We start from the raw sequence: 26,389 nt of genomic DNA on the forward strand, positions 1-26,389 counted from the left end.
TGCCCTGCGTGCGGTGATGTGCCGTTATCTGAAAAAACGTTCCTTCAGTCGTGCGGGGCGGCGTCCCCGTTGGACGTGGAAGCCGACACCAGCCGGTTCCTTGCCCGCCCCATGAGCTCTTCGCGCTCGTCCTCGGTCAGGCCGCCCCACACTCCGTACGGTTCGCGCACGGCCAACGCGTGCGCCGCGCACTCCGCACGGACCGGGCACCTCATGCAGACCTCCTTCGCCGAGTTCTCTCGAGCGCTCCGAGCCGCCCCGCGCTCACCCTCCGGATGGAAGAAGAGCGAACTGTCGACCCCACGGCAGGCAGCCAGAAGCTGCCAGTCCCACAGGTCCGCGTTCGGTCCGGGAAGGCGGGAGAAATCTGCCATTACGTGACCCCTTGCAGCCGTTCTGGGCGGATACGGTGTCAACGACCGTACATCTCCGGTCTAAGGAGATGAAAATATGACTCATTGCGAATCTAGCCCCAGACACCGTGAAACGGGAAGAAAATGGGCTAAATGGGGCATAGGTTGTGATGAAAAGTTGAGGGTCTGTCGGGCATGTCTGCACCGTGTCCGCCCCCTCACGTAGAGTGCCGAAGATGGCAGGCAGCCCCGTAACTCTTTCGAGTGACCGTCGTTGAGAGTGCGGAGGCGGTTGAAAACACAAGAGCTCGGGCAGGCGTCCGAGACGGTCGACCGCACAGGTGACGATTCCGTACCAGCCTGGAGGCACAAGGTGACGCGCATCAGCTGCGGAGGGCGGCCATGACATCCGTCCTCGTCTGCGACGACTCCCCGCTTGCCCGAGAGGCGCTCCGCCGCGCGGTCGCGACCGTGCCCGGCGTCGAGCGCGTGACGACGGCGGCCAACGGCGAGGAAGTCCTCCGCCGCTGGGGCGCCGACCGCTCGGACCTGATTCTGATGGACGTACGCATGCCCGGACTGGGCGGCGTCGAGACCGTGCGCCGGCTGCTGTCCGCGGACCCCGGCGCACGCATCATCATGCTCACCGTCGCCGAGGACCTCGACGGCGTGGCGCTCGCGGTCGCCGCCGGCGCCCGGGGCTATCTGCACAAGGACGCCTCGCGCGCCGAACTGCGGGCCACGGTGACGCAGGCCCTCGCCGACCCGACCTGGCGGCTCGCCCCGCGCCGGCTGCGCTCGGCCGAGATGGGCGCCGCGCCCACCCTCACCGCGCGCGAGATCCAGGTACTGGAGGGCATGAGTCACGGCCGCTCCAACGCGGAGATCGGCCGGGAGCTGTTCCTCTCCGAGGACACGGTGAAGACCCACGCCCGACGCCTGTTCAAGAAGCTCGGCGCCTCGGACCGTGCGCACGCGGTGGCGCTCGGTTTCCGGTGGGGACTGGTCCGGTAGGAGAGTGAACCGTAGCGGGGGTGCGGACGGTCCGGGGCTCCCCGCCTGCCATGTGGCGGGCGGGGCCGACCGGGCGCCCGCTGCTCGTTTCGCCGCGGATGCCGCATCCTTGAGGTGTGGAGTCTCTCGGGGACGAGTCGTTCGAGCGGAAGGGGAGGGCGCAGGGGATGAGTGCCGGCGCACCTGCTCATAACGCTTCGGTGCACAACCACGGGCACGATGCGACGGACCGGACGGCCGCAAGGCACCATGGACCGATGCGCGACGACGAGGCGGGCACGGCCCACGGGGTGATCGGTGCCCTGGTGCATCGCGCCGTCGACGGGGACGAGCAGGCCACGCACGACCTGCTCGCCCATGTCCACCCCTTGGCCCTGCGCTACTGCCGCACCCGGCTGTCCCGGCTTCCCGGTGACGCCCGGCACTTCGTCGAGGACCTCGCGCAGGAAGTCTGCGTCGCGGTCCTGCTCGCGCTGCCCCGCTACCGGGACACGGGCCGCCCCTTCGAGGCGTTCGTCTTCGCCATCGCCTCGCACAAGGTCGCCGACCTGCAGCGCGCCGCGATGCGCCACCCGGGTTCCACGGCCATTCCCTCGGACGAGATGCCGGAGCGCCCGGACGACTCCCTCGGTCCCGAGGAGCGCGCGCTGCTCAGCAGCGATGCCGAGTGGGCCAAGAAACTGCTGGCCAATCTTCCGGAGAACCAGCGCGAGCTGCTGCTGCTGAGGATCGCGGTGGGGTTGACCGCGGAGGAGACGGGACAGATGTTGGGAATGTCACCCGGAGCGGTACGGGTGGCCCAGCACCGGGCACTGAGCAGGTTGCGGGCGCTTGCCGAGCAGTAATCCCTGTGCAGTAAGCCCCTTCCTTGAACAGGCGGGCCGTCCGTTCCGTACGAACATACGAAGCCCGAAGTCACTCAGAACCGTGGAATGAGTGAGCCACGCTTCCCGTTAGCATGGACATCCGCACCGATCAAGGCCATTTGGGGAAGGTGTCATGACTGCCAACGTCGACGGAGTGCCCGGAAAATTCGCGACACTCGGGCTGACCTACGACGACGTGCTGCTGCTGCCGGGCCCGTCGGACATGGCACCCGACGAGATCGACACCGCCTCGTACGTCTCCAAGAACGTGCGGGTCAACATCCCGCTGCTGTCCGCCGCCATGGACAAGGTCACCGAGTCGCGCATGGCGATCGCGATGGCCCGCCAGGGCGGCGTCGGCGTACTGCACCGCAACCTGTCCATCGAGGACCAGGCCAACCAGGTCGACCTGGTGAAGCGCTCCGAGTCCGGCATGGTGGCCGACCCGATCACGGTGCACCCCGACGCCACGCTCGCCGAGGCCGACGCCCTGTGCGCCAAGTTCCGCATCAGCGGTGTCCCGGTGACGGACGGCAGCAAGAAGCTCCTCGGCATCGTCACCAACCGTGACATGGCCTTCGAGTCCGACCGCAGCCGTCGGGTCCGCGACGTCATGACGCCGATGCCGCTGGTCACCGGCAAGGTCGGCATCTCGGGCGCCGAGGCCATCGAGCTGCTGCGCAAGCACAAGATCGAGAAGCTGCCGCTGGTCGACGACGACGGCATCCTCAAGGGCCTGATCACGGTCAAGGACTTCGTCAAGGCGGAGAAGTACCCCAATGCCGCCAAGGACGCCGAGGGCCGGCTGCTGGTCGGTGCCGCCGTCGGTGTCGCCGGTGACTCCTTCGAGCGCGCCCAGGCCCTGATCGAGGTCGGCGTCGACTTCATCGTCGTCGACACCGCGCACGGCCACTCCCGCCTGGTCGGTGACATGATCGCCAAGATCAAGTCCAACTCCTCCGGCGTCGACGTCATCGGCGGCAACGTCGCCACCCGCGACGGCGCCCAGTCCCTGGTCGACGCCGGCGCCGACGGCATCAAGGTCGGCGTCGGCCCCGGCTCCATCTGCACGACCCGTGTCGTCGCCGGCATCGGCGTCCCGCAGGTCACCGCGATCTACGAGGCGTCCCTCGCCGCCAAGGAGGCCGGTGTCCCGGTCATCGGCGACGGCGGTCTGCAGTACTCCGGCGACATCGCCAAGGCCCTGGTCGCGGGCGCCGACACGGTGATGCTGGGCTCGCTGCTCGCGGGCTGCGAGGAGTCGCCGGGCGAGCTGCTGTTCATCAACGGCAAGCAGTTCAAGTCGTACCGCGGCATGGGCTCGCTGGGCGCCATGCAGTCCCGTGGCGACCGCAAGTCGTTCTCCAAGGACCGCTACTTCCAGGAGGGCGTCGCCTCCGACGAGCAGCTGATCCCCGAGGGCATCGAGGGCCAGGTGCCCTACCGCGGCCCGCTGTCCTCCGTCGTCCACCAGCTGGTCGGCGGTCTGCGCCAGTCGATGTTCTACGTCGGCGGCAGCACCGTGCCCGAGCTGCAGGCCAACGGCCAGTTCGTCCGGATCACCTCCGCGGGTCTGAAGGAGAGCCACCCGCACGACATCCAGATGACGGTCGAGGCGCCCAACTACACGCGGAAGTGACTCACGCGCGCGTGGAGAGGGTTTTCCACGGCTGAGACGTCGACGAGGGCGGTCCCGGAGCTTTTGGGGCCGCCCTCGTCGTACCTGCGCGGGAGCGGTGCCGTACCCGTCGGCGATACTGGAAGACGCTGAAACGCATCAGGGAAAGGCCACAATCGTGACTGAGATCGAGATCGGGCGCGGCAAGCGCGGCCGCCGGGCGTACGCCTTCGACGACATCGCCGTCGTCCCCAGCCGCCGTACGCGGGACCCGAAGGAGGTCTCGATCGCCTGGCAGATCGACGCCTACCGCTTCGAGCTGCCCTTCCTGGCCGCCCCCATGGACTCGGTCGTCTCCCCGGCCACCGCGATCCGCATCGGCGAGCTCGGCGGCCTGGGCGTGCTGAACCTCGAGGGCCTGTGGACGCGGCACGAGGACCCGCAGCCCCTGCTGGACGAGATCGCCGAGCTGCCGGCCGAGGCCGCGACCCGCCGCCTCCAGGAGATCTACGCGGCTCCCATCAAGGAGGAGCTGATCGGCACGCGTATCAAGGAGGTGCGTGACTCCGGCGTGGTCACAGCGGCCGCGCTCTCCCCGCAGCGCACGGCGCAGTTCTCCAAGGCGGTCGTGGACGCGGGCGTCGACATCTTCGTCATCCGCGGTACGACGGTCTCGGCGGAACACGTCTCGTCCTCGCACGAGCCGCTGAACCTGAAGCAGTTCATCTACGAGCTCGACGTCCCGGTGATCGTGGGCGGCTGCGCCACCTACACCGCGGCCCTGCACCTGATGCGCACCGGCGCGGCCGGCGTCCTGGTGGGCTTCGGCGGCGGCGCCGCGCACACCACGCGCAATGTGCTGGGCATCCAGGTCCCGATGGCCACCGCCGTCGCCGATGTGGCCGCGGCCCGCCGCGACTACATGGACGAGTCCGGCGGCCGCTATGTGCACGTGATCGCGGACGGCGGCGTCGGCTGGTCCGGTGACCTCCCGAAGGCGATCGCCTGCGGCGCCGACTCCGTCATGATGGGCTCCCCGCTGGCCCGTGCCACGGATGCGCCCGGCAAGGGACACCACTGGGGCATGGAGGCGGTCAACGAGGAGCTGCCGCGGGGCAAGAAGGTCGACCTGGGCACGGTCGGCACCATCGAGGAGATCCTCACCGGTCCGTCCCACACCCCCGACGGCTCGATGAACTTCTTCGGCGCCCTGCGCCGCGCCATGGCCACCACCGGCTACAGCGAGCTCAAGGAGTTCCAGCGGGTCGAGGTGACGGTGGCGGACTCGCAGCACAAGCGGTAGTCCGTACGACGTGATGGGGGCCGGTCACCTTGCGAGGCGACCGGCCCCTTTTCGCTGTCCGGGCGGCCTTTGGGGCGCGTGGGGTGACGTGGGGGCGCGCGGTTGCCTTCGGGGCGAATACGGGCCGGTGAGCGGGGCCGAGGGCGATAGCGTCCGGGTCGGCGCCCCAGGTTTCTGAAGCGCTTGCGGATTTTCGGATGGTGAGCGGCCGCCCCCACGTTACCTAGGGGCGGACACTCCGTGATCCATCCAGGAGCCTGCCGCAGTACCGGCTGCGGTGGGCTCCACCTTGTGCGTCGGATGGTGAGCGGCCGCCCCCACGTTACCTAGGGGCGGACACTCCGTGATCCATCCAGGAGCCTGCCGCAGTACCCGCTGCGGTGGGCTCCACCTGGTTCCGTACGGTACCGGTGGGGCCAGCCGTACGCCACCAACCCCGGGGCTCGAGCCGCGCCGCGCGCCCCGTGTGCAACCGATGCGCCGCCCCCGTCGACGTCGGCCCCACGGTGAGATGGGTTTCGACCACGTCCACCGAGCCGCGGCCTTGTTCGCCACCTGCTGCGTCCACCGCCGGTCCGTACGGCTCAATACCGCGCGGAAGGGCCCGACCGCTCAAGTGGTCGGGCCCTTCCGCGTGCTGGCCGGGTCCGCTCAGGCAGCCGCCTTCCTGGCGCCCGAGAACGCGGCCCACGCGGCGATCGCGAAGAACACGAAGGTCAGCGGGTCGGCGTCGGCCTTCCAGGCCTCCTGGACGACGTCGAAGTGCTGGAAGAACACCTCGTTGAAGCTCCTGCCGACGGCGTCGGCGCCGATCATGGCCTCGCCGACCAGCTGGCCGATGTAGACGGAGCCCAGCGCGAGGATGGGGCTGACGACGGCCAGGGCGGGGTTGCGGCCGCCGAGCCTGCCGGCCGCCACTCCGATGACGAAGCCGACGCCGACCGCCGCCCAGCCGATCTCGTGCTTGGTGAGACCGATGACGACGCCGTAGATCGCGGCGGCGACCACGGCGGCGCCGAAGGCCGCGGCCAGGCCGAGCGCGATGTTGTCCTTGCGCGGCGCGGGCGGCGCCGGGGGCGGCGGTACGGCGCCCGGCTGCTGGGCGAACGGGTTGCCGTCGGCCGGGCCGGGCTGGGGCTGCGGCTGAGGCGGCGTAGCTGACTGGCTCATGACAGGAATCCCCCCACGGGACACGAAAGGCCGACCGGACATGCCGGTTGGAAAACTGGATGGTAAAGCGGAAAGGCGCACGCACGCGTGTGCGGCGAACGTGGTGGAGATTAACAGGCCCCACCGACAACGCCACCGCGGTTTTCCCCTTCAGAGCCGGTGCGCGGCCCCCGTCGGCGTGGCCCCCCGCGTGTCCAGGAGCAGCTGCGCCTTCACCGTCAGGCCCTGGAGGTCGTACGTCCGGTGCTGCTGGAGCAGGATCGTGAGGTCGGCGTCGGCCGCGGCCTCGTAGAGGGAGTCCGCGCGCGGGACCGGCCGGTCCAGGACGCTCCAGGTCGACACGAGGGGGTCGTGGTAGCTGACGGATGCACCCAGTTCCATCAGCCGCATCGCGATCTCATGGGCGGGTGTGCCCTGCTGGTCGGCGAGATCGGCCTTGTAGGTGACGCCGAGCAGCAGCACGCGCGCGCCGCGGGCCGACTTCCCGTGCTCGTTCAGGAGGGTCGCGGCGCGCTGGACGACGTACCGGGGCATCCGGCTGTTGACCTGCTGGGCCAGCTCCACCATGCGCAGCGTGCGTCCCGCGTGGCCCGTCAGGTCCTGCGGGACGCCGTGGCCGCCCACGCCGGGGCCCGGCCGGAAGGCCTGGAAGCCGAACGGCTTGGTCTCCGCGCAGCGGATGACGTCCCACAGATCGACACCCAAGTCGTGGCACAGGACGGCCATTTCGTTCACGAGCGCGATGTTGACGTGCCGGTAGTTGCTCTCCAGGAGCTGCACCGTCTCCGCCTCGCGCGGTCCACGCGCGCGTACGACCTTGTCGGTGAGCCGTGTGTAGAAGGCGGCCGCCGACTCCGTGCAGGCGGGGGTGAGGCCCCCGATGACCTTGGGGGTGTTGGCCGGGGTGAAGTCGCGGTTGCCGGGGTCGACACGGCTCGGCGCGTAAGCGAGGTGGAAGTCCCGGCCCGCGCGCAGCCCCGAGCCCTCCTCCAGCAGGGGGCGCAGGAATTCCTCGGTCGTGCCCGGATGCACGGGCGACTCCAGGATCACCGTGGTGTGCGGGCGCAGCCGCTCGGCCAGGGTGCGGGCGGCCGCCTCCACCTGACCCAGGTCGAGCCCGCCGTCCGCACCCCGCGGGGTCGGCGCGCAGATCACCGCGGTGCGTACCCGGCCCAGCCCCGCCGGGTCGCTGGCCTGCCGGAAGCCCCGCGACAGCATCCGGCGCAGCTCGGCGGGGCTGAGCGAGCCGGCCTCGGGCCCGGTGGCATATCCGAGCGTGGGGATTCCGGCGGCCACCGCCGCCTGGGCGAGGGGCAGGCCGTAGGGACCGAGTCCGATGACGGCGAGGTCTGCGGGCATGGGTGGGCCGTCCTTCCCAGTAACCGAAGCGGGACAGGTGCGCAAGCCCGGTGGACAGGACGGGCGAGTGCAATGTCAGACTAGGAGTAAATATGACCCTTATGCGGGATTGTTTCCTTGTGTCTTCCGGGGGTTCCGCGCCTGTTGTCCACAGGCTGGGGGCGAGTGGTGGCTGAAGTCGGGCATCCCGGTCAGAATTTGGGCAGGAGGAGACGGACCGGGCTTCGCCCACCGGGTGCGGCCGACGCGACCGATGTGATCGACAGCGGGAGGCAGCGGTGAGGACAGCGACACTGGGGCCGGCACAGCGCGCCGAGTCACTGGCGGCCATGGCCGAGCGTGAGCTGGACGTACTGGTCGTGGGCGGTGGAGTCGTCGGCTCCGGCACCGCGCTGGACGCGGTGACCCGCGGACTGTCCACAGGACTGGTCGAGGCCCGTGACTGGGCGTCGGGCACGTCCAGCAGGTCCAGCAAGCTGATCCACGGCGGCCTGCGCTATCTGGAGATGCTCGACTTCGCCCTCGTCCGCGAGGCACTGAAGGAACGCGGACTTCTGCTGGAGCGGCTCGCCCCCCACCTGGTCAAGCCCGTGCCGTTCCTGTACCCGCTCCAGCACAAGGGCTGGGAGCGCCTGTACGCCGGGTCGGGCGTCGCGCTCTACGACACCATGTCGATGGCCCGCGGCCATGGCCGCGGTCTGCCGGTGCACCGCCACCTGAGCCGCCGTCACGCCCTGCGCGTCGCCCCCGCCCTGCGCAAGGACGCCCTGGTCGGCGCGCTGCAGTACTACGACGCCCAGATGGACGACGCCCGCTATGTGGCGACGCTGGTGCGCACGGCGGTGTCGTACGGCGCGAAGGCCGCCAACCGCGCGCGCGTGACCGGCTTCCTGCGCGAGGGCGAACGGGTCGTCGGCGCCCGGGTGCAGGACGTGGAGGGCGGCGGCGAGTACGAGATCCACGCCAAGCAGATCGTCAACGCCACCGGTGTGTGGACCGACGACACGCAGGCGATGGTGGGCGAGCGGGGACAGTTCCACGTCCGGGCCTCCAAGGGCATCCACCTGGTCGTGCCCAAGGACCGCATCCACTCCACGACCGGCCTGATCCTGCGCACCGAGAAGTCCGTCCTGTTCGTCATCCCATGGGGCCGCCACTGGATCGTCGGTACCACCGACACCGACTGGGACCTCGACAAGGCCCACCCCGCCGCGTCCAGCGCCGACATCGACTACCTGCTGGAACACGTCAACTCGGTCCTCGCGGTGCCGCTCTCGCGCGACGACGTCCAGGGTGTCTACGCGGGACTGCGTCCGCTGCTGGCCGGAGAGTCCGACGCCACCAGCAAGTTGTCGCGCGAGCACACGGTGGCGCATCCGGCGCCGGGGCTGGTGGTTGTCGCGGGCGGCAAGTACACGACGTACCGGGTGATGGCCAAGGACGCGGTCGACGAGGCGGTGCACGGCCTCGACATGCGGGTCGCCGAATGCGTCACCGAGGACATTCCGCTGCTGGGCGCGGAGGGCTACCGGGCGCTGTGGAACGCACGGGCGCGGATCGCCGCACGGACCGGGTTGCACGTCGTGCGGGTGGAACACCTGCTGAACCGGTACGGCTCCATGGCGGAGGAGGTCCTCGACCTCATCGCCGCCGACCCCTCCCTGGGCGAACCGCTGCAGGCGGCCGACGACTATCTGCGCGCCGAGGTCGTCTACGCGGCGTCGCACGAGGGTGCACGGCACCTGGACGACGTGCTGACCCGCCGCACCCGCATCTCCATCGAGACCTTCGACCGGGGCACCCGCAGCGCCCGCGAGGCCGCCCAGCTCATGGCGCCCGTCCTCGGCTGGGACAAGGACCAGATCGAGCGCGAGGTGGAGCACTACGAGAAGCGGGTGGAGGCCGAGCGGGAGTCGCAGCTCCAGCCGGACGACCAGACGGCGGACGCGGCGCGGTTGGGGGCGCCGGACATCGTGCCGCTGTGAGCCGGCCCGGGTGACATCACCCGAACGAGTGGCACGAAGCGGGATCTTCGTTCGGAACCCGCTCGTTCTACTGGATGCGGGGGCAGAACTCGGCCGCGAGCAGCGCGGGTTCGAGGCTCGGGTTCGCCATCGTGTCCGTGTTCACACGGAAGGTGAGGACACGGCGTCCGTCGACGGTGGCCGCGGTGCGCACATAGCTGCCGGATATACGGCCGTTGTGTCCCCACACCGTGGTGCCGCACGGGAGCTTCGTCGGAAATATCCCCAAACCGTACGCGCCTTGTGCGGTACGGGTGTTGAGCATCTCACGCAGCGGGCGCGGCGGCAGCAGCTCGCCGTCCAGCAGGGCCGCGTAGAAGCGGTCCAGGTCGTCGAGCGTGGTCACCAGCTCGCCCGCCGCGCCGGCCACGCGCGGGTCGAGATCGGTGACGTCGGACCCGTTCGCCGAGTAGGCGCGGCCGTGCGGGGAGGGAAGCGTGGTGCGGGATCCGGGAAAGGAGGTGCCCGCCAGACCCAGGGGAGCGATGATGCGCCGCTCGGCCTCGAGGGCATAGGAGTGGCCGGTGACCTGTCGGACGACCATGCCGAGCAGGACGTAGTTGGTGCTGGAGTAGGAGAAGCGGCCCGGGCGGGCCGGAGGGAGGGCGAGCGCGATGGTCACGGCCTGAAGCGGGGTCAGCGGGACGGTGCCCCTGGTGACCGCGGTGAAGTCGGCGAGACCGCTGGTGTGGGTGAGCAGGGCACGCAGGGTGATGTGCCGTCCGTCGACGTGTGCTCCGCGCACCACACCCGGCAGATACCGCTCCACGGTGTCGGACAGGGACAGTCGGTGCTCGGCCGCGAGTTGCAGGACGACCGCGGCGATGAAGGTCTTGGTGATGCTGCCGGCACGGAAATGGTCCGCGCGGGCGACGCCCCGGCCCGCCTGCGCGTAGTGGGAGGCGGTCGCGTTGCCGGAGCCGTCCTCGTCGCGGGTCAGCAGGGCCGCGGCGGGCGCCCTGCCCCGGGTGACGAACAGCGGGAGGGCCGCGTCGGTGGCCTCGGCCCGGGGTGCGGTTGAGACCACGACCGGGCCGACGAGGAGGGCGAGGGAGGTCGATATGGCCGACAGTGTCCGAAGTGGCGGCATCTCGTCCCCTCCCTTGTCCAGGCCATCATCCACCCGGGCGGAACGCGTGCCTCAGGGAGTACCCCGGTGCGCGGGCCGGCCGACGGGGTGTCGGGCACCCTGGGGCATTGACCACTTGTCGGGTGAGGGACAATGGAGGCTCTGTCAGGGCGGGTTGCATGAGGGGACGCATGTCGGAGGCGGAGCGGGCGGGGACATCTCGTCAGGACACTCGTCAGGACAAGAGCGAGCGTCTTCTCGCCGGGCGGTACCGGCTGGGAGATGTGCTCGGCCGCGGCGGCATGGGCACGGTGTGGCGCGCCGAGGACGAGACCCTCGGCCGGACGGTCGCCGTCAAGGAGCTGCGGTTCCCGTCGAACATCGACGAGGAGGAGAAGCGGCGCCTGATCACGCGCACCCTGCGCGAGGCCAAGGCGATCGCCCGGATCCGCAACAACAGCGCGGTGACGGTCTTCGACGTGGTCGACGAGGACGACCGGCCGTGGATCGTGATGGAGCTCGTCGAGGGCAAGTCCCTCGCCGAGGTCATCCGTGAGGACGGCCTCCTGGAGCCCAAGCGTGCGGCCGAGGTCGGGCTCGCGATCCTCGACGTGCTGCGTTCCGCGCACCGCGAGGGCATCCTGCACCGTGATGTGAAGCCGTCCAATGTGCTGATCGCCGAGGACGGCCGGGTCGTGCTCACCGACTTCGGCATCGCGCAGGTCGAGGGCGACCCCTCCATCACCTCCACCGGCATGCTCGTCGGCGCCCCCTCCTACATCTCCCCGGAGCGGGCCCGGGGACACAAGCCGGGACCGGCGGCCGACCTGTGGTCGCTGGGCGGCCTGCTGTACGCGTCGGTCGAGGGCGTGCCGCCCTATGACAAGGGGTCGGCGATCGCGACGCTGACCGCGGTGATGACCGAGCCCCTGGAGGAGCCCAAGAACGCGGGCCCGCTCAGGGACGTCATCTACGGTCTGCTCACCAAGGACCCGGCCAAGCGCCTCGACGACGCGGGCGCGCGGGCCCTGCTCAACACAGTGCTCCACACGCCCGAGCCGGAGTCGATGGACGCGACGAGAGTCGTTCCGCTGCCCGCCCAGCCGGCAGGCTCCGAGGACAAGCGGGGCGAGGAGGCCGGGGAGAAGCTGCGCGGGGCGCTGCGTGCCGTGCGGAAGGCGGCCGGGGCGGCCACCTCGGCGGCCGCGGCACGGACGAAGAACAGCGGCGGGGGCGAAGGCACGAACGCGTCGGCAGCCGAGGGGACTTCGGCGCCCGGGAAGGCGGCGGGTGCCGGTTCCGCCGCAGCGGACACCAAGAGCGCGAGCACCGGCGGTTCGGCCGGGGCTCCTTCTCCGGCGGCGTCGCCTTCGACGCAGGGCGCCAACCTCACCGGCTCCAAGCAGAGTTCGGGGTGGCCTGTGGTGCCGCCGCCGGACCTGCCGACGCGGCCGGTGCCCAGGGCGCCGCTCACCGATGTGGTGCCGAAGCGCACCCTGGTGATCATCGCGGTGGTGGTCGTGCTCGCGATCATCGGCACCGTGCTGGCGATCACGTTCCGCGACGGTGACGACGGCAGTGGCTCCAAGGGGGCCAAGCACAGCGGGGGTTCCAAGGTCACGGCGAGTACCGGTGCCGGCGCCGACACCAAGAAGGACAAGAACGGCGGAACCCGCACGGACGGCGACGATTCAAACTCCGCCACAGCGGGCGCGACGGCGGGGAACGGGAGCACGGCGACGCCGAGCGCGAGCGCGACCGGCAGCGGTGACACCGGGTCGTCGGGCTCCGGCGACGGCGGAAGCGCGCCTGCCGTCTCCACCCACAAGGGCGGCCAGGGGTACTCGATCGGGTTGCCCAAGGGGTGGTCGTACCAGTCCACCGGCCGCGCCGGTGACCGGTACACGGGGCCACACGGGCAGAGGTTGCTTGTCGGATGGACAAGTGCCCCCAAGAACGACCCGGTTGCGGACTGGAGGAACCAAGAGGGCTCCATGGTGCGCGCCCAGTACCGGAGGATCCGCATAGAGAAGGTCGACTACCGCGGCTGGAACACGGCCGACTGGGAGTTCACCTACGTCGAGGGCGGCACCAAGTACCGCTCCATCGACCGGGGTTTTGTGGTGAACGACCACCTCGGTTACGGGCTGATGTACACCGCGCAGGCCGCGGACTGGCACAGCGGCCTGCGCGAAGACACCTGGAAGACGCTTACGAAGTCCTTTCAGCCCAAGAAGTGAGCTGTGTGCTCCTGTTCGGGCCGCACAGGCCGTACGGGTGGGGAGCCGGGGCCGTCCTTTTGCGTCAGATCAGAGAGAACTGCCCAATGCGGCGTCAGGGCCGTTCCCGTGCAGTAGCTCCCCGGTACTCGCGTCGACAAGCACGGAGACAGGGTTGTAGGAGTTACTGGTGTCACCCTGGCGGCTATAAGTGAAGTCCCACACAGTCCGCCAACTGGCGCCTTCCTTGATCAGCCTGAGCTGGGTTGCAGAAAGATGCGAATGGCGAGGGGCATGCGACACAGCGGTCTTCGATGCGTCTGCCTGCGAGACCCTGGCCCGTGGGATCCGATCAGGAGCGCGGGTGTCCTGAGCCTCCAGTTGCATGAGGCGGCCGTCCTTGGAGAACGTGACGGCGAAATGCAGGGGCATGATGACGCCATCCCGCCTCTGTCGGTATGTGACTCGCCATGCTCCGCGGAACTGAGGATCCGGGTCGGCGGACACTTCCGTGGCGGCGGAAGCCCAAGGGAAATTACCGGAAACCAGCTTGGCGGCGAGGGTTTTGGCCCGCGTTCGGTTATCGATTCCTGTGTGGTTCGAGTATCCCTTGAGGGGTATTCCCGTGCTGCTCCAGAGCTGGTGAATCTTCGCGTCCGGCCAGGAAAACTCAGCGTTTCCGTTCTTCCAGGAGGCAACGAGGGTGCGCTGGCCCGCCCCGTAGTCATTGGGGAGATTCGAAATCTGTGTTCTCGTCACATGAATTCTATCGGACAGCGCCTCGAGGGTGTGAGAAACAGATCTCTCCTGACTGGAGCTCGCTTCCGTTATCGGCGTGCTCGAGTCCACGAAAACCATCGTCGTAGTGAAGAGCCCGGCGATCGCCACCACTCCCATGACGCCACCGGTCGCCAACAGTCCCCGGCCGCCGCCCGAAGCATTGGCCCTCTCCCTGGACGGGCTGTTCCGCAGCAGCGAAATCACGATGAGGCACACTGCACCGAGCAGCGCGCCAAGGGTGTTCGCGACGAAATCGTTGCTGTCGCAGGCGCGCCCGATCCCCGGAAGGGCTGCCTGAGTGAACTCGATGGCCATCGAGAGGGTCGAGGACACGACCACGGAGCCGGCGTACGAAGCGCCGGCCAGAGCGAAGAAGAGGCCGACGGGGGCGAACAGGGCGACGTTGAGCAGCCATTGCTCGGTGCCGACGGACCCAAGGAAATCCTTGCTGATCGTACATGTGCCGGAATAGCCCGAAGAGCCCTTCGCCGGCGTGAGCGTCGCAGAGAGGGCTACGCCCACGCCTGCGCCCGCCAATGCCCAAGAGAAGCGCTTTGGACGGTTGATCCGATGGCCGAGCAGAAAACCGGCGAGTGCGAGCACTGAAGAACTCGTCACCAGGAGAACAGCCAGAAGAGGCTGTGCGGAGAATATAGCCCTGATCATGTAAGCACCCTTGTATTGCAGCGGGGCTGAACGAAGTGACTCTTCCGTTCAGCCCCGCGCCGCTTTACCGACAGCCTGTCAGTGCGTCAGCCGTAGTACTCGGAGATCGACTGCGGCGGCGTCGCAAACTGGCCCTGACCCTGCACCTGGATCAGGCCCGTCACGTTGACGGTGCGGTCGAAGGGCACATTGTCGAAGTACTTTCGGTACGTGTGCCCGGAGGAAAGGCTGCTGTAGCTGCCGGCCCACACCGTCCCATTCGGAGTGGAGAAGCCACCCTTGACGTATATGGTGGAACCGGAGAACTTGCTGTAGTCCACCTCGATCTTACGGGTGTTCGTGTAACCGTCGGACGAGTGGTAAATGCGAATGCAAAGGTCGCCGTTGCTGAGCGTGGTGCACTCATAGCCCTTGCCGCCCCAGGCGCTTGCCTCGCCGGCGCTGAACGTCAGAGGGAGAAGCGAGAGAGCGACACCGCTGACCAGCAGTCGCATTGCCTTTTTCATGCGTGCTCCAAATCAAAGAGGCGCAGTTGTTGCGCGGGCCGAACATTACAGGCCAGTGGCTCGAAATTAAAATGGCCTCTTGGCGGCCTTTTGAGAGAGAAGTTCCTCATTGTCCTCGCCGGATCAAGAGAATCGTCGAATGGTCAACGAAAAGCGGAAGCTCTTAATCCGATAAACCCTCGCTCGGCCTCGCGGCGGGCCTGGAGTGGCGGTGAAGCGGGATGCCCGCCGGCTGCGGCGCTGAAGGATGCGGACGAGGCTCGCGAGGTCGGGTCCCCGGAGCCGGGCTACGGTTGAAGCCGCGAGAATCCGTCATCCCCTCAATGCGAGTTGCCTGTGGCACGTATCGTGAGTGGTTGCGGACCGTACGCATCCAGCTGTGTGCGCGGAACGGGCCGCAAGGCGAACGGATTTGACCAACCGGGCGGCCGGGGGAGGCAATGTGGACGACTATGCGGGTCGGGTGCTCGCCGACCGCTACCGCCTGCCGCTGCCGCCCTCCGACGAGTACGAACTCACCGAGACCCGCGCCTTCGACACCTACAGCGGGCAGGAAGTCCTGGTGCGGCAGGTGCTGTTGCCGGAGGTCGTCGAGGCGGAGGTGCTCGACGCGGACGGACTGCCCGACGGTTTCACCGCGCGTGACCGTCGGTCACGGCGCCCGCCGACCGCGCGGACGGCCACGCGCCGGCCCGCCGACCCGGCCGTGCGGCGCGCCCTGGAGGCCGCGCAGGCCGCGGCCGGCATCCCCGACCATCCGCGGCTCGACCAGGTCTTCGACGTGTTCGCCGAGGGCGGTTCGCTGTGGATAGTCAGTGAACTGGTGCCCGCGCGCCCGCTGGCCGCGCTGCTGGCCGAGAAGCCGCTGACGCCCTACCGGGCGGCCGAGGTCGCCTCCGACGTCCTGATGGCGCTGCGGGTCCTGCACGCCCATGGCTGGGTGCACCGCAACATCACCGCCCGCACGGTCCTCGTCTGCGACGACGGCCGCGTGATGCTCACCGGCCTCGCGGTCGGCGCGGCGGAGGAGGCGCTGTGCGGGTACGACCCGGTGCCGGTCCAGGAGGGTTTCCCGGAAGGGCCGACGGGCGGCGCGGCCGGCACTGCCGGGGGCGGCGCCGGGCACGGCGTCGGCGGCCCGGGTGTTTCCGCCGGTGCCCCCGGCCCCGTTGAGGCCGATCCCGAGGCGGCTCGGCGTGCCGCGATCCAGGCGCGGGCGGCCGGAGGGCTGCCCGCGGCCGGGGCGGACGGCTCCGGCGCGGCCGGAGCTTCCGGGGCGCCCACCCGCTGGGCGTTGGAGAGCGGCGGGGACATCCGGGCGGCACGGGCCGGGGCGATCGCCGCGTATCGGGCGGGCGCACGGGCTGCCGCCCGGGTGCAGCAGGCCCAGAACGGGCGAGCCGCGCTCCCCGGGGCGCGTCGGCCCGCCGACGGCGACACCGGCGCCGTCTCGCGGCCGGATGGCCCGGACCAGCCGCCGTACGCCGCCGGGCAGGGCGAGGAGCAAAACCACCGGACCCACACGACGCCGCCCGGCCAGATCGCCGATCCCTACGGCGTCCACGCCGCCCCCTGGCACGGCGCCTCCCCCCGCACCACTCCCGGCGGCACACCCCCGGCGGTGGACAACGGCCGTCGGCCATCGGCCCTTCCGCCGGCCGAAACCGCCCCGGGGAGCACCCCTGCCCCAGGGGCCGAACAGGGCCCGGGCCCTGCCCCCGCCCTGGACGTCGACGGGCTGCTTCCCGCGCCCGCGCTGCCACCGCAACACGGCCGCACCCCCGGTTCCCGCATCGGCGCAGGCGGTGGCGGACCGGCGCCCGCCGCCGACGCGGGCGGACTGCCCCTCCCGGCCCCTGCCCTCCCCCCGGCCGCCACCACCGACACCCCCCGACCCCCGGCCCGCTGGGACGAGCCGGCCGCCGCGGCCCCGCCCCGGCGGGGACCGGCCACCGCGCTCGCCGCCGAGCGGGCCCGGCAGGTGCGGATGACCGTCGTGGGGCCGGTCACCGAGCGATGGGCGCCGGAGCAGGCCGGGCCGGTGCACGAGAACTGGCAACTGGCGGCGCCGATCGGGCCCGCCACCGACCTGTGGGCGCTCGGGGCGCTGCTCTTCCGGGCCGTACAGGGGCATGCGCCGTATCCGGAGGAGTCGACGGCCGAGCTGGTGCAGCTGGTGTGCGCGGAGCCGCCCGCCTTCGCGGAGGAGTGCGGTCCGCTCAGGCCGGTCGTCGAGTCGCTGCTGCGCCAGGACCCCACCGAGCGCTTGGACTTCGAGGAGCTGCGCGGCTGGCTGCGGTCCCTGGTGCGGTCCGCCCCCGAGCCCGAGGCCGGCGCGCATGTCGTCGCCGCCCCGCCCGTCGACCCGAGTCGGCTGCCGATCGTGCGCCGGCGCGGCGAGCTGGTGCGCAGGCGGCGCACCGGGCTGCCCGCAACCGGCCCGCACGGGCGGCACAAGCGGGCCAAGCAGGAGTCCGGGTCCCCGCGCCGACTCGGCCGCACCCTGCTCCTGCTGATCCTGCTCCTGCTGGCCGGCGCGGTCGCCTACGCCATGCTCTTCTTGCCGAAGGCGGACGGCAGCGGCGCGGCGAGCGGCTCTCGCACGGGTTCCGCCGGCCAGGCGAGCCAGGCGCCCGCGCCCAGCGACAAGCCGACGAACGGACAGAGCACAGGGGCGTCGAGCAGCCCGTCCGCCTCCGAGTCGGCCCCCTCCACCGAGACCCAGACCACCACCGACCCGGACGTCGCCGACGGGTTCACCCTGCGCAAGGACCCCGAGGGCTTCCAGGTCGCCGTGGCCAAGGGCTGGGACCGCACGCCCAAGAACGGGCTCGGACAGGTGGTCTACTCGCACGGGGACTTCGAGCTCATCGTCGTACCGGGCCGGGACAGGGCGTCCAAGTACGGCAGTGATCCGATGACCTACCAGCGGGACAAGGAGAACGAGCTCCAGCCCTACCGCGGCTCCAGCTGGGCCACGGCCACCGGCCTCCGGACCATCCAGGTGGGCGACCGGACCATGGCTGAGGGGCAGTTCACCTGGACCGACGACCAGGGGCGCGACCTGTTCGTCCGCAACATCGCCATTCTCATCGGCGGTCGCTACCACGTGGTGCAGGTACGTGGCCCGGAGGCGCAGCGGGACGAGGTGACGCGGTTGTACGAGCAGGCTTCGGCGACGTACAAGTACACCGGCTGAGCCGTGCCGACCAGTGGTTCCCTCCTTTCACCAGAAGCGAAAACCGTCACAGTGCGGTTTCCTTGGGACCCCGCTTGTTCCATGCAGGCAGGCCGGTCCTTAGTCTGACCCTGTCAAGAGCATTGCGGGGCAACGTGAATCAGATGCAGGGCCTGCTCATCGCGGGCCGCTACCGGCTTGCCGACTCCATCGGCAGCGGCGGCATGGGCCGGGTGTGGCGCGCCCACGACGAGGTGCTGCACCGGGCAGTCGCCATCAAGGAGTTGACCGCTGCGCTCTACGTCTCGGAGAGCGACCAGACCGTTCTGCTTGCCCGTACCCGGGCCGAGGCCCGTGCGGCCGCGCGCATCAACCACTCCGCCGTCGTCACCGTGCACGACGTTCTCGAGCACGACGGCCGTCCGTGGATCGTGATGGAGCTGGTCGAGGGCAACTCGCTGGCCGACGCGGTGAAGGAGCAGGGCCGGCTCGAGCCGCGCGAGGCCGCGCGCATCGGACTGTGGGTGCTGCGGGCGCTGCGCGCCGCGCACTCCGCCGGCGTTCTGCACCGCGACATCAAGCCCGGCAACGTGCTGCTCGGCCAGGACGGCCGGGTGCTGCTCACCGACTTCGGCATCGCCCAGATCGAGGGCGACACCACCATCACCCGTACGGGAGAGGTCGTCGGCTCGGTCGACTACCTCGCCCCGGAGCGGGTGCGGGGCCACGACCCGGGCCCGTCCTCCGACCTGTGGGCGCTGGGCGCCACGCTGTACACGGCGGTGGAGGGCCGCTCGCCGTTCCGCCGCACCTCACCGCTGAGCACGATGCAGGCGGTCGTCGAGGAGGAGGCCGCCGACCTCCAGTACGGCGGCCCGCTCGGGCCCGTCATCACCGCCCTGCTCCGCAAGGATCCGGCCGAACGGCCTGGCGCGGAGGAGACGGAGCAGATGCTCGCCGAGGCGGCGGAGGGCCGGCGGCCGAGCTCGGCGCAGGTGTATGTGCCGACGCAGCACGACGGCTCTCGTCACGGCTCGTGGGGTGAGCACGGGTCCGGCGCGGGGCCCCAGCACGCCCCCGCCTCCGGGACCGGATCGCAGTACGGATCGGGAGCCGGGCAGCCGCAGTACGGACCGGGAGCCGGATCGCAGTACGGGTCCGGCGCGGGATCGCCGTACGGGCCCGGGACCGCACCCCAGTACGGGCCGGGCACGACCCCTCCCGGCCTTCCGCCGACCGGACCGACGGCGATCGACTCGGCTGCCACGCCCGTCCCGGCGTCGGCCCCCGCCCGCCCCCGGCGCCGGCTCCGTACGCTCGCCCTCGTCGTCGCCTTCGCCGCCGTGCTCGGCGGCGGGGCCGCGGTGGTGTACCAGAAGCTCGGCCCGGGGCGGGACACGGGCGCCCACGCGTCCGAGACCACGCCGGCGCCGGCGGACACGGCCACCGGCACCCCGGGCCCCGATGGCGCCATCTGGACGACGCACAAGGACCCGTGGGGCTTCGAGCTCTCCCTGCCCAAGAACTGGAAGCGCACGGTGTACGAGGTCAAGGGCGACCTCAGACAGGTCGACTACTCGCCCGACAACGGCCTGCACTTCCTCCGCGTCGCCATCGACACCTCACCGGACTTCGCCGACCCGTACCGGCACCAGCAGGACCTGGAACAGCAGCTCCAGCGGCTGGTCGGCTACAAGCGGGTGACCCTGGAGGAGACCACCTACCGCGACCGCAAGGCCTCGCTGTGGGAGTACACCTGGGACGCACTGAAGAAGGACCCGCCGCACGTCGCCGGGCCGCGCCGCGCGATCGACGAGGCGTACATCTCCCGCGAGGGAGTGGAGTACGCGCTCTACATGTCCTCGCCCGCGGAGGGCTGGGAGACGGCGAGCAAGCAGTTCAAGTGGGTGCTGCAGAGCTGGCAGCCCGACGCGTCCTGACGGGCTTGGCCGGACGGCGACCCGGAGCGGAGCCGTCCGGTGCGGCATGATGGGGCCCATGGGGACCGAGGGGGACGACTTCCGTGTGATTGCGGGCCGTTACCGTCTGGAGGCCCGCATCGGGCGCGGCGGGATGGGTGTCGTATGGCGGGCGACCGACCAGCTGCTGGGCCGGCAGGTGGCGGTCAAGGAGCTCGCCCAGGACGACTCCCTCTCGGACGACGACGCCCGACGGCGCCGTGACCGCACCCTCCGTGAGGCCCGTGCAGTGGCCCAGCTGCGCCACTCGCACATCATCGTGGTGCACGACGTCGCGGAGCACGACGAGCGGCCGTACATCGTGATGGAGCTGATCGACGGCGGATCGCTCGCCGACCGCATCTCCGCGCACGGTCCGGTCGACGCCGCCGAGGCCGCCCGTATCGGCATCGACCTGCTGAGCGCGCTGCGCACCGCGCACGCGGCCGGTGTTCTGCACCGGGACATCAAGCCCGCGAACGTCCTGGTCGAGTCCGGCACCGACCGGGTCGTCCTCACCGACTTCGGTATCGCGCAGGTCGCGGGCGCCACCACGCTCACCGAGACCGGTTCCTTCGTGGGCTCGCCGGAGTACACCGCGCCCGAGCGGATGTCCGGGGTCAGGACCGGGCCGGAGTCCGACCTGTGGTCGCTCGGCGCGCTGCTGTGCGCGGTGCTGAGCGGCGAGTCGCCGTTCCGGCGCGACTCGCTCGGCGGCATCCTGCACGCCGTCGTCGCCGGCGAGATCCGCCCGCCCGCGCAGGCCGAGCCGCTGCTGCCCGTCGTACGGGGGCTGCTGGAGCGCGATCCGGACCGGCGGCTGGACGCCGCGGAGGCCGAGCGGATGCTGCGGGCGTTCCTGGAGACGGGGCGTACGCCCGCGAGTACGTCCGGCAAGAGCCGTACGCCCGGGCTCGGCTCGGGCCGTACACCGAAACTGCAGGTCCCCTACACGCCGACCCAGCACGATGTGCCCCGCCCGGCGCCGACGCCGCCCGCGACGGATCCGCAGGCCAGGCACTCCACGCGGGGCGTGCTGGTGGCGGCGCTGCTCGTCGCCGCGATGGCGGGGGCGGGGGTGTCCGCGGCGGCCCTGCTGATGAAGGGGGGCGGCGGGGACGGCGGCGGTGTGCCGACGAGTTCGGCGCCGCACACGTCCGCGACCACGCCGACGGCATCGGCGGTCACCCCGACGGTCACCGTGACCCGCTCCCCGTCCGGCAACGCCCCCCTGTCCCCGAGCGCGGCCAACACCCATACGGCGCCATCGGGTTACCGCATCGCCGAGGACCCGGGCGGATTCTCCGTCGCCGTACCCGAGGGGTTCACGCGCAAGCCGCAGGGCGAGCGCATCTTCTACATGTCGCCCGGGGAGACCTTCCGCCTCGGCATCAAGGTGTCCGACCCCGAAACGGGCGGTCCGCTGGCCGTGATGCGCCGCGCGGCCGCCGAGGGCCCGAGCGCCAACCCCGGCTACCACGACGGCCGGGTCACCCGGACCACGCACAACGGACACCCCGCCGCGCTCTGGGAGTTCAGCTGGAACGGCTTCAGCACGGCGGAGGGACCCCGGCACACCTACGACCTGTGCTGGGAGGAGGCCGGGCAGTTGTACGACGTGTGGGTGTCGGCGCCGGTCGGCAAGGTGCGGGAGGCGCGGGAGTACTTCGACGTCGCGGTGGACACGTTCGTACGGTCCTGAAACAGCCGTGAACGGGAGATTCCCGGCAGCCTGGGTCACGGGTCTGTGACCGGTCTGCACTACCTGTGGAAGCGCCGGCGCGTGGCGCGGTATGGATGGACCCATGAGAGGCAACGGGGGAGCCCGTCAAGGGGCCGACGAGCCAACGAGTTTCGGTCTGCAACCGCCGAACCCGCCCGCGCACCTGCCCCATCCGGGCAATCCGTACGCCGAGCGGCTGATCGCCGGTCGCTACCGGCTGCTCGCCAAGCTCGGCCATGGCGGAATGGGCACGGTGTGGCGGGCCAAGGACGAGACGGTGGACCGCGAGGTCGCGGTGAAGGAGCCGCGCGTACCGGACCATCTTCCCGAGCGTGAACGTGCCAACGCCTTCGAGCGAATGCGCCGCGAGGCGCGTGCGGCGGCCAGGCTCGACCACCCGGCGGTGGTGAACGTCCACGACGTGGCGATCGTGGACGGCAAGCCGTGGATCGTCATGGAGCTGGTCCACGGACGGTCGCTCGGCGACGCCCTCCAGGAGGGCACCCTCGACGCGCGCGAGGCGGCCCGGATCGGTCTCCAGGTGCTGGGCGCGCTGGAGGCGGCGCACGCGGCGGGCGTCCTGCACCGCGACGTCAAGCCGGACAACGTCCTGCTCGGCCGGCACGACCGGGTCGTCCTCACCGACTTCGGCATCGCACAGATCGAGGGTGAGACCAACCTGACGGACACGGGCGGCTTCGTGGGCTCGCCCGAGTACATCGCGCCGGAACGGGTGCTCGGGCAGCGGCCCGGCCCGGCGAGCGACCTGTGGTCCCTGGGCGTGGTCCTGTACGCGGCCACGGAGGGTGTCTCGCCCTTCCGCCGCAGCAACACCCCCGCCACCCTCCAGTCCGTCCTCAACGCAACGCCCGCGCCGCCCGCCTCCGCGCAGGGCCCGCTGGCCGAGGCCATCAACGGCCTCCTCCAGAAGGACCCGGTCCACCGCCCGAACGCGGCCCGGGTCCGCGCCCTGCTGGAGACGGCCGCGAACCCGCCCGCCCCGGCGCCCACCCGGGTCGTGCAGGTCACCGGCCCCGTGGCGCCCTCCCGTCGGCTCGGCCGCAAGGCGTGGCTGGGCGTGGGCGCGCTGGTCGTCGCGGCGGCGGTGGCGGGGTACCTGGTGCTTGCCGACCCCTTCGCGGGGCCGCTCCCCGACGGCTGGACGAAGGCTGCGAGCCCCGGGCTCGGCGTGACGGTGGCGTTCCCCGAGACGTACGAACCGGGGCACCCGGCCAAGGACGACTCCGACAAGAACTGGGTCAGCTACACCGACCAGAGCGGTGCCATCCGGATCGCCCTGAACCTGGCCAGGAAGTCAGGCGACTCCCTCCACGAGATCAAGAACTCCGCGCCGGCCCAGATGTACGCCGACAACGAGAAGTTCAAGAGCGACGGCGAGTACACCCTCGGCATGCCCAAGGGGCCGCGGACGAGAGTGGACGGTGATGCCAAGTACCACGGCAGGCAGGCGGCGATGACCACCGTCGTCTACACCACCGACGACAGTCAGAATCCGCGCCCCCGCGAACTGCAGATCTTCTACTACAGGACCAAGTCCGGGGACATGTACAAGCTCACCGTCAGCTACCCGGGCAAGGGCGACTTCACCGCCCGCGGGCGGGAGGTGGCGAAGACGGCGATCGCGAACCTGGGCGTCGACAAGCTCTGACCGCGCCGGGGCTTCATCCGACCCGGACGCGCTCCCGGTACCTCCCCGGAGTGACCCCGAACTCACGGCTGAACGCATGGGAGAGGGCGTAGGGGCTGCCGTAGCCGCTCTCGCGGGCCACGGCGGCCAGGGGTACGTCCGTGTCCCGCAGCCGCCTGGCCGCCAGCGTCAGCCGCCACCAGGTGAGATACGCCATCGGCGGGCGGCCCACCAGTGCCGTGAAGCGGCGGGCCAGCGTCGCGCGGGAGACGCCCGCCTCGGTGGCCAGGCGGGCGTTCGTCCAGGCGGCCGCGGGGGCCGCGTGCAGGGCGCGCAGGGCGGCCGTCGTCACCGGGTCGGTCAGGACCGCCGGCCAGGCTCCCGTCTCCGCCTCCGTCATCCAGGCCCGGACCATGTAGACGAGCAGGAGGTCCAGCAGGCTCGGCAGGGCGAGCGCCGCACCCGGGCGGCTGTCGGTCAGCTCGTGGGCCAACAGGTCCACGGCGGAGCGCAGTTCGGGGTGGGCGCCGACTCGGTTGCGCAGGTGCACCACCTTCGGCAGCTCCGCCATCAGCGGATGCACCCGGCTGCGGTCCAGCCGGTACTTGCCGCACAGCAGCTCCACCTCGGACCTGCGGGCGCCGGTCCCAGGAGGTCCCACGAACGGGCCGCTCACCTGCTCGAACGGCACCGCTCGGGCCAAGTCCCGGGCCTCCACCGGCCCGTCGGCGAGCACATGCCCGGTCCCGTGCGGCAGCAGCACCACGTCCCCCGCGCCCAGCGCCACCGGCTCGCCGCCCCCGTCCGGCAGGAGCCAGCACGCGCCGCCCAGGACGACGTGGAAACCGGCGCCTTCGTAGGGCGCCAGGCGCACGCACCAACGGCCCCGCACCCGCAGGCGGTTGGAGGAAGGCCTGCCCTGGCGGACAGCGGAGATCGCGTCGCTCACCACATCCATGAGACGCAAGCGTATCCGGATGAGCCGGACAGGCATTGGGAAGCTCATGCAGGAGCTCCTAGTGTCCTTGTCATGGCAGATGACAACGTGCAGAGCTTCCTTATCGGTGACGTCGAGGTCCTCCGGATCGTGGAATGGCAGGGGTCCTTCGCGCCGGCCCGGCGACTGGTCCCGGACGCCGGACCCGAGCTGTGGAAGGCGTACGGCGAGCAGCTCGCCCCGGACCACTGGGACCCCGCCGCCGACCGCGCCGTGTCGGCGCTCCAGACCTGGGTGCTGCGCAGCGGCGGGCGGACCGTGCTGGTCGACACGGGAGTGGGGAAGGGGCGGGAGAGGCCCGGCAATCCCCTCTTCCACCAGCGGGACGGCGATCTCCCGGGGCGCCTGGAGCGGGCGGGCATCCGCCCCGAGGACGTCGACGTGGTCGTCAACACGCACATCCACGCGGACCACGTCGGCTGGAACACCCATGACGTGGACGGGGAGTGGGTGCCCACGTTTCCCCGGGCCCAGTACCTTCTCCCGGCCGCCGACGACGTCCACTTCGGGCCGGAGAACGAGTACGCGGGCGGCGTACGGGTGGACGACCGGCTCCTCTACGAGGACAGCGTGGCGCCCGTGCACCGGGCGGGGCTGGCCGTGCGGTGGGAGGGGGAGCACCGCATCGACGAGCACCTCACCCTGGAGCCCGCCCCCGGCCACACCCCCGGTTCCAGCGTCCTGAGGCTGGCCTCGGGCGGCGAACGTGCCGTCTTCGTCGGCGACTTGCTCCACAGCCCGGTGCAGATCCTGCGGCCCGAGTGCAACAGCTGCTTCTGCCTCGATCCGCACAGGGCCGCGCAGAGCAGGCGGCGGGTGCTCGAACGGGCGGCCGAAGAGCGGGAGTTGGTGGTTCCCGCGCACTTCGGCGGGGCCGGTGGCGTGGAGGTACGGCGGGAGGGCGGCGGCTTCTCCCTTCACCGGTGGGCCGCCTGACCGCCCGCTTCGACAAGAGCCCGGGACGCACGGTACTCATGAGGCATGAGCGAAGGCGGCGAACATGCGCCCGACGGACGCGAATCCGACGGGTTTCTGGTCGGCGGGCGCTACCGGCTGACCGAGCGCATCGGCTCCGGCACGACGGGCACCGTGTGGCGGGCGCGCGACGAGGCGGGGGAGCGGGACGTCGCCGTCAAGGAGCTCCGGCTCGCCGGTGACCCGGAGGACGAGGACCACCGCAGGGGCGTCCACCGGCTGCACCACGAGGCGCGGGCCGCCTCCCGCGTCGACCATCCCGCCGCCCTCTCCATCCACGAGGTCGTGGTCGAGGACGGACTTCCCTGGATCGTCATGGAGTTCGTCCACGGGGAGTCGCTCCGCGCGGCCCTCGAACGCGGGCTCCTCGACCCCACCGAGGCCGCGCGGGTCGGGCTCGCCGTCCTCGGTGCCCTGCGCGCCGCGCACTCCGTCGGCATCGTGCACCGTGACGTCAGGCCGGAGAACGTCCTCCTGGAATCCGGCACCGACCGCGTGGTCCTCACCAACTTCGGCATCGGCCACGGCCCCGTCCCCGGCGACACCGCCGGCTTCGTCGCCCCGGAGCAGCTGGCGGGGCGCGGCGCCGGGCCCGCCTCCGACCTCTGGTCCCTGGGCGCCCTGCTGCACGCCGCCGTGGACCACGACCATGAGCACGCCGGATCGCTCTCGGCGCTGCTCGCGCGGCTCCGGGCGGAGGTGCCGGAGGAGCGGCCGGGAGCGGAGGAGGTGGCGGCGGTACTGGAGGACATCGCCGGGGTGCCCTCGCCGCCGCCGGTACTCGAGCCCGTACCCGAGCCGGAGCCCGTGCGGATACCGGCGCCCGTACCCGCGCCCGACATGACACCCCCACCGCGGCGCCCCCTCCTCACCGCTCTCGGCCTGCTCCTCCCGAAAAAACCGGAAGCGCACTGAATCACCGGACGATCGTCGCCGCACAACCCCTGATCAGCGCATTTGCTG

19 protein-coding genes are annotated in these 26,389 nt (G+C 71.0%); 12 read left to right on the forward strand and 7 right to left on the reverse strand.

Annotated features, from left to right (window positions below; all coding sequences use genetic code 11):
• Window positions 1-44: 44 nt before the first annotated feature.
• Window positions 45-374, reverse strand: a complete 330-nt coding sequence (locus tag Q8A52_RS00210) for a WhiB family transcriptional regulator (protein ID WP_316747437.1) — start codon at window positions 372-374, stop codon at window positions 45-47.
• Window positions 375-755: 381 nt separating this feature from the next.
• Here Q8A52_RS00210 and Q8A52_RS00215 point away from each other — a divergent pair, with 381 nt between their 5' ends.
• The 4 genes from Q8A52_RS00215 (at window position 756) to Q8A52_RS00230 (ending at window position 5,154) form a co-directional block, all read left to right on the forward strand.
• Window positions 756-1,367 carry a response regulator transcription factor gene (locus tag Q8A52_RS00215; protein WP_003948568.1) on the forward strand — a complete coding sequence of 204 codons (612 nt, stop codon included), beginning with the start codon at window positions 756-758 and terminating at the stop codon, window positions 1,365-1,367.
• A 257-nt stretch (window positions 1,368-1,624) separates the two neighbouring features.
• Window positions 1,625-2,212 carry a sigma-70 family RNA polymerase sigma factor gene (locus tag Q8A52_RS00220; RefSeq protein WP_263211719.1) on the forward strand — a complete coding sequence of 196 codons (588 nt, stop codon included), beginning with the start codon at window positions 1,625-1,627 and terminating at the stop codon, window positions 2,210-2,212.
• A gap of 154 nt (window positions 2,213-2,366) precedes the next feature.
• On the forward strand, window positions 2,367-3,872 hold the full coding sequence (gene guaB, locus Q8A52_RS00225; RefSeq protein ID WP_316747443.1) for an IMP dehydrogenase: 1,506 nt from the start codon (window positions 2,367-2,369) through the stop codon (window positions 3,870-3,872).
• Window positions 3,873-4,029: 157 nt separating this feature from the next.
• Window positions 4,030-5,154 carry a GuaB3 family IMP dehydrogenase-related protein gene (locus Q8A52_RS00230; RefSeq protein ID WP_316747445.1) on the forward strand — a complete coding sequence of 375 codons (1,125 nt, stop codon included), beginning with the start codon at window positions 4,030-4,032 and terminating at the stop codon, window positions 5,152-5,154.
• 651 nt (window positions 5,155-5,805) lie between these two features.
• Here the strand turns inward: Q8A52_RS00230 and Q8A52_RS00235 are convergent.
• Together Q8A52_RS00235 and Q8A52_RS00240 are read right to left on the reverse strand one after the other, a co-directional pair.
• Window positions 5,806-6,324, reverse strand: a complete 519-nt coding sequence (locus Q8A52_RS00235; RefSeq protein ID WP_316747447.1) for a hypothetical protein — start codon at window positions 6,322-6,324, stop codon at window positions 5,806-5,808.
• Window positions 6,325-6,474: 150 nt separating this feature from the next.
• Window positions 6,475-7,683: a nucleotide sugar dehydrogenase gene (locus Q8A52_RS00240; RefSeq protein WP_316747449.1), complete on the reverse strand. Its 1,209-nt coding sequence runs from the start codon at window positions 7,681-7,683 to the stop codon at window positions 6,475-6,477.
• Between the two features lie 278 nt (window positions 7,684-7,961).
• Here Q8A52_RS00240 and Q8A52_RS00245 point away from each other — a divergent pair, with 278 nt between their 5' ends.
• The gene (locus Q8A52_RS00245; protein WP_316747451.1) at window positions 7,962-9,668 is read left to right on the forward strand and encodes a glycerol-3-phosphate dehydrogenase/oxidase; all 1,707 of its coding nucleotides are present in this window, start codon (window positions 7,962-7,964) and stop codon (window positions 9,666-9,668) included.
• A gap of 67 nt (window positions 9,669-9,735) precedes the next feature.
• On the opposite strand, the gene Q8A52_RS00250 is transcribed toward Q8A52_RS00245, so the two are convergent.
• Complete coding sequence (locus Q8A52_RS00250) at window positions 9,736-10,797, reverse strand: serine hydrolase domain-containing protein (RefSeq protein WP_316747453.1); 1,062 nt, start codon at window positions 10,795-10,797, stop codon at window positions 9,736-9,738.
• A 170-nt stretch (window positions 10,798-10,967) separates the two neighbouring features.
• Here Q8A52_RS00250 and Q8A52_RS00255 point away from each other — a divergent pair, with 170 nt between their 5' ends.
• Window positions 10,968-13,016, forward strand: a complete 2,049-nt coding sequence (locus Q8A52_RS00255) for a serine/threonine-protein kinase (RefSeq protein ID WP_316747454.1) — start codon at window positions 10,968-10,970, stop codon at window positions 13,014-13,016.
• A gap of 69 nt (window positions 13,017-13,085) precedes the next feature.
• On the opposite strand, the gene Q8A52_RS00260 is transcribed toward Q8A52_RS00255, so the two are convergent.
• Together Q8A52_RS00260 and Q8A52_RS00265 are read right to left on the reverse strand one after the other, a co-directional pair.
• Complete coding sequence (locus tag Q8A52_RS00260) at window positions 13,086-14,441, reverse strand: VanZ family protein (protein WP_316747457.1); 1,356 nt, start codon at window positions 14,439-14,441, stop codon at window positions 13,086-13,088.
• 86 nt (window positions 14,442-14,527) lie between these two features.
• Window positions 14,528-14,947, reverse strand: a complete 420-nt coding sequence (locus tag Q8A52_RS00265) for a hypothetical protein (RefSeq protein WP_316747459.1) — start codon at window positions 14,945-14,947, stop codon at window positions 14,528-14,530.
• A gap of 442 nt (window positions 14,948-15,389) precedes the next feature.
• On the opposite strand from Q8A52_RS00265, the gene Q8A52_RS00270 reads away from it, so the two are divergent.
• From Q8A52_RS00270 to Q8A52_RS00285, 4 genes are all read left to right on the forward strand, one after another.
• Window positions 15,390-18,146 (forward strand): protein kinase, encoded by a 2,757-nt coding sequence (locus tag Q8A52_RS00270; protein WP_316747461.1) that lies wholly within the window; start codon window positions 15,390-15,392, stop codon window positions 18,144-18,146.
• 143 nt (window positions 18,147-18,289) lie between these two features.
• Window positions 18,290-20,065, forward strand: coding sequence for a serine/threonine-protein kinase (locus tag Q8A52_RS00275; protein ID WP_316747464.1), 1,776 nt, complete (start codon window positions 18,290-18,292; stop codon window positions 20,063-20,065).
• A 58-nt stretch (window positions 20,066-20,123) separates the two neighbouring features.
• A complete protein-coding gene (locus tag Q8A52_RS00280; RefSeq protein WP_316747466.1) occupies window positions 20,124-21,785 on the forward strand; it encodes a serine/threonine-protein kinase in 1,662 nt (553 codons plus the stop codon).
• Window positions 21,786-21,888: 103 nt separating this feature from the next.
• Window positions 21,889-23,475, forward strand: coding sequence for a serine/threonine-protein kinase (locus Q8A52_RS00285; RefSeq protein ID WP_316747467.1), 1,587 nt, complete (start codon window positions 21,889-21,891; stop codon window positions 23,473-23,475).
• A gap of 13 nt (window positions 23,476-23,488) precedes the next feature.
• On the opposite strand, the gene Q8A52_RS00290 is transcribed toward Q8A52_RS00285, so the two are convergent.
• Window positions 23,489-24,412, reverse strand: coding sequence for an AraC family transcriptional regulator (locus tag Q8A52_RS00290; RefSeq protein WP_316747469.1), 924 nt, complete (start codon window positions 24,410-24,412; stop codon window positions 23,489-23,491).
• 72 nt (window positions 24,413-24,484) lie between these two features.
• On the opposite strand from Q8A52_RS00290, the gene Q8A52_RS00295 reads away from it, so the two are divergent.
• Window positions 24,485-25,387, forward strand: a complete 903-nt coding sequence (locus Q8A52_RS00295; protein WP_316747471.1) for an MBL fold metallo-hydrolase — start codon at window positions 24,485-24,487, stop codon at window positions 25,385-25,387.
• 45 nt (window positions 25,388-25,432) lie between these two features.
• A complete protein-coding gene (locus tag Q8A52_RS00300; protein ID WP_316747473.1) occupies window positions 25,433-26,341 on the forward strand; it encodes a serine/threonine-protein kinase in 909 nt (302 codons plus the stop codon).
• Window positions 26,342-26,389 lie beyond the last annotated feature (48 nt).

The organism is Streptomyces herbicida (genome assembly GCF_032656585.1).
GTDB lineage: Bacteria > Actinomycetota > Actinomycetes > Streptomycetales > Streptomycetaceae > Streptomyces > Streptomyces herbicida.

What these genes read in the sequence shown, in the direction of transcription:
- Q8A52_RS00210 (WP_316747437.1), bottom strand. Translation starts at nt 374, where the DNA reads ATGGCAGATTTCTCCCGCCTTCCCGGACCGAACGCGGACCTGTGGGAC.
- Q8A52_RS00215 (WP_003948568.1), top strand. Translation starts at nt 756, where the DNA reads ATGACATCCGTCCTCGTCTGCGACGACTCCCCGCTTGCCCGAGAGGCG.
- Q8A52_RS00220 (WP_263211719.1), top strand. Translation starts at nt 1,625, where the DNA reads ATGCGCGACGACGAGGCGGGCACGGCCCACGGGGTGATCGGTGCCCTG.
- guaB (WP_316747443.1), top strand. Translation starts at nt 2,367, where the DNA reads ATGACTGCCAACGTCGACGGAGTGCCCGGAAAATTCGCGACACTCGGG.
- Q8A52_RS00235 (WP_316747447.1), bottom strand. Translation starts at nt 6,324, where the DNA reads ATGAGCCAGTCAGCTACGCCGCCTCAGCCGCAGCCCCAGCCCGGCCCG.
- Q8A52_RS00240 (WP_316747449.1), bottom strand. Translation starts at nt 7,683, where the DNA reads ATGCCCGCAGACCTCGCCGTCATCGGACTCGGTCCCTACGGCCTGCCC.
- Q8A52_RS00250 (WP_316747453.1), bottom strand. Translation starts at nt 10,797, where the DNA reads ATGCCGCCACTTCGGACACTGTCGGCCATATCGACCTCCCTCGCCCTC.
- Q8A52_RS00255 (WP_316747454.1), top strand. Translation starts at nt 10,968, where the DNA reads ATGTCGGAGGCGGAGCGGGCGGGGACATCTCGTCAGGACACTCGTCAG.
- Q8A52_RS00260 (WP_316747457.1), bottom strand. Translation starts at nt 14,441, where the DNA reads ATGATCAGGGCTATATTCTCCGCACAGCCTCTTCTGGCTGTTCTCCTG.
- Q8A52_RS00265 (WP_316747459.1), bottom strand. Translation starts at nt 14,947, where the DNA reads ATGAAAAAGGCAATGCGACTGCTGGTCAGCGGTGTCGCTCTCTCGCTT.
- Q8A52_RS00275 (WP_316747464.1), top strand. Translation starts at nt 18,290, where the DNA reads ATGCAGGGCCTGCTCATCGCGGGCCGCTACCGGCTTGCCGACTCCATC.
- Q8A52_RS00280 (WP_316747466.1), top strand. Translation starts at nt 20,124, where the DNA reads ATGGGGACCGAGGGGGACGACTTCCGTGTGATTGCGGGCCGTTACCGT.
- Q8A52_RS00285 (WP_316747467.1), top strand. Translation starts at nt 21,889, where the DNA reads ATGAGAGGCAACGGGGGAGCCCGTCAAGGGGCCGACGAGCCAACGAGT.
- Q8A52_RS00290 (WP_316747469.1), bottom strand. Translation starts at nt 24,412, where the DNA reads ATGGATGTGGTGAGCGACGCGATCTCCGCTGTCCGCCAGGGCAGGCCT.
- Q8A52_RS00295 (WP_316747471.1), top strand. Translation starts at nt 24,485, where the DNA reads ATGGCAGATGACAACGTGCAGAGCTTCCTTATCGGTGACGTCGAGGTC.
- Q8A52_RS00300 (WP_316747473.1), top strand. Translation starts at nt 25,433, where the DNA reads ATGAGCGAAGGCGGCGAACATGCGCCCGACGGACGCGAATCCGACGGG.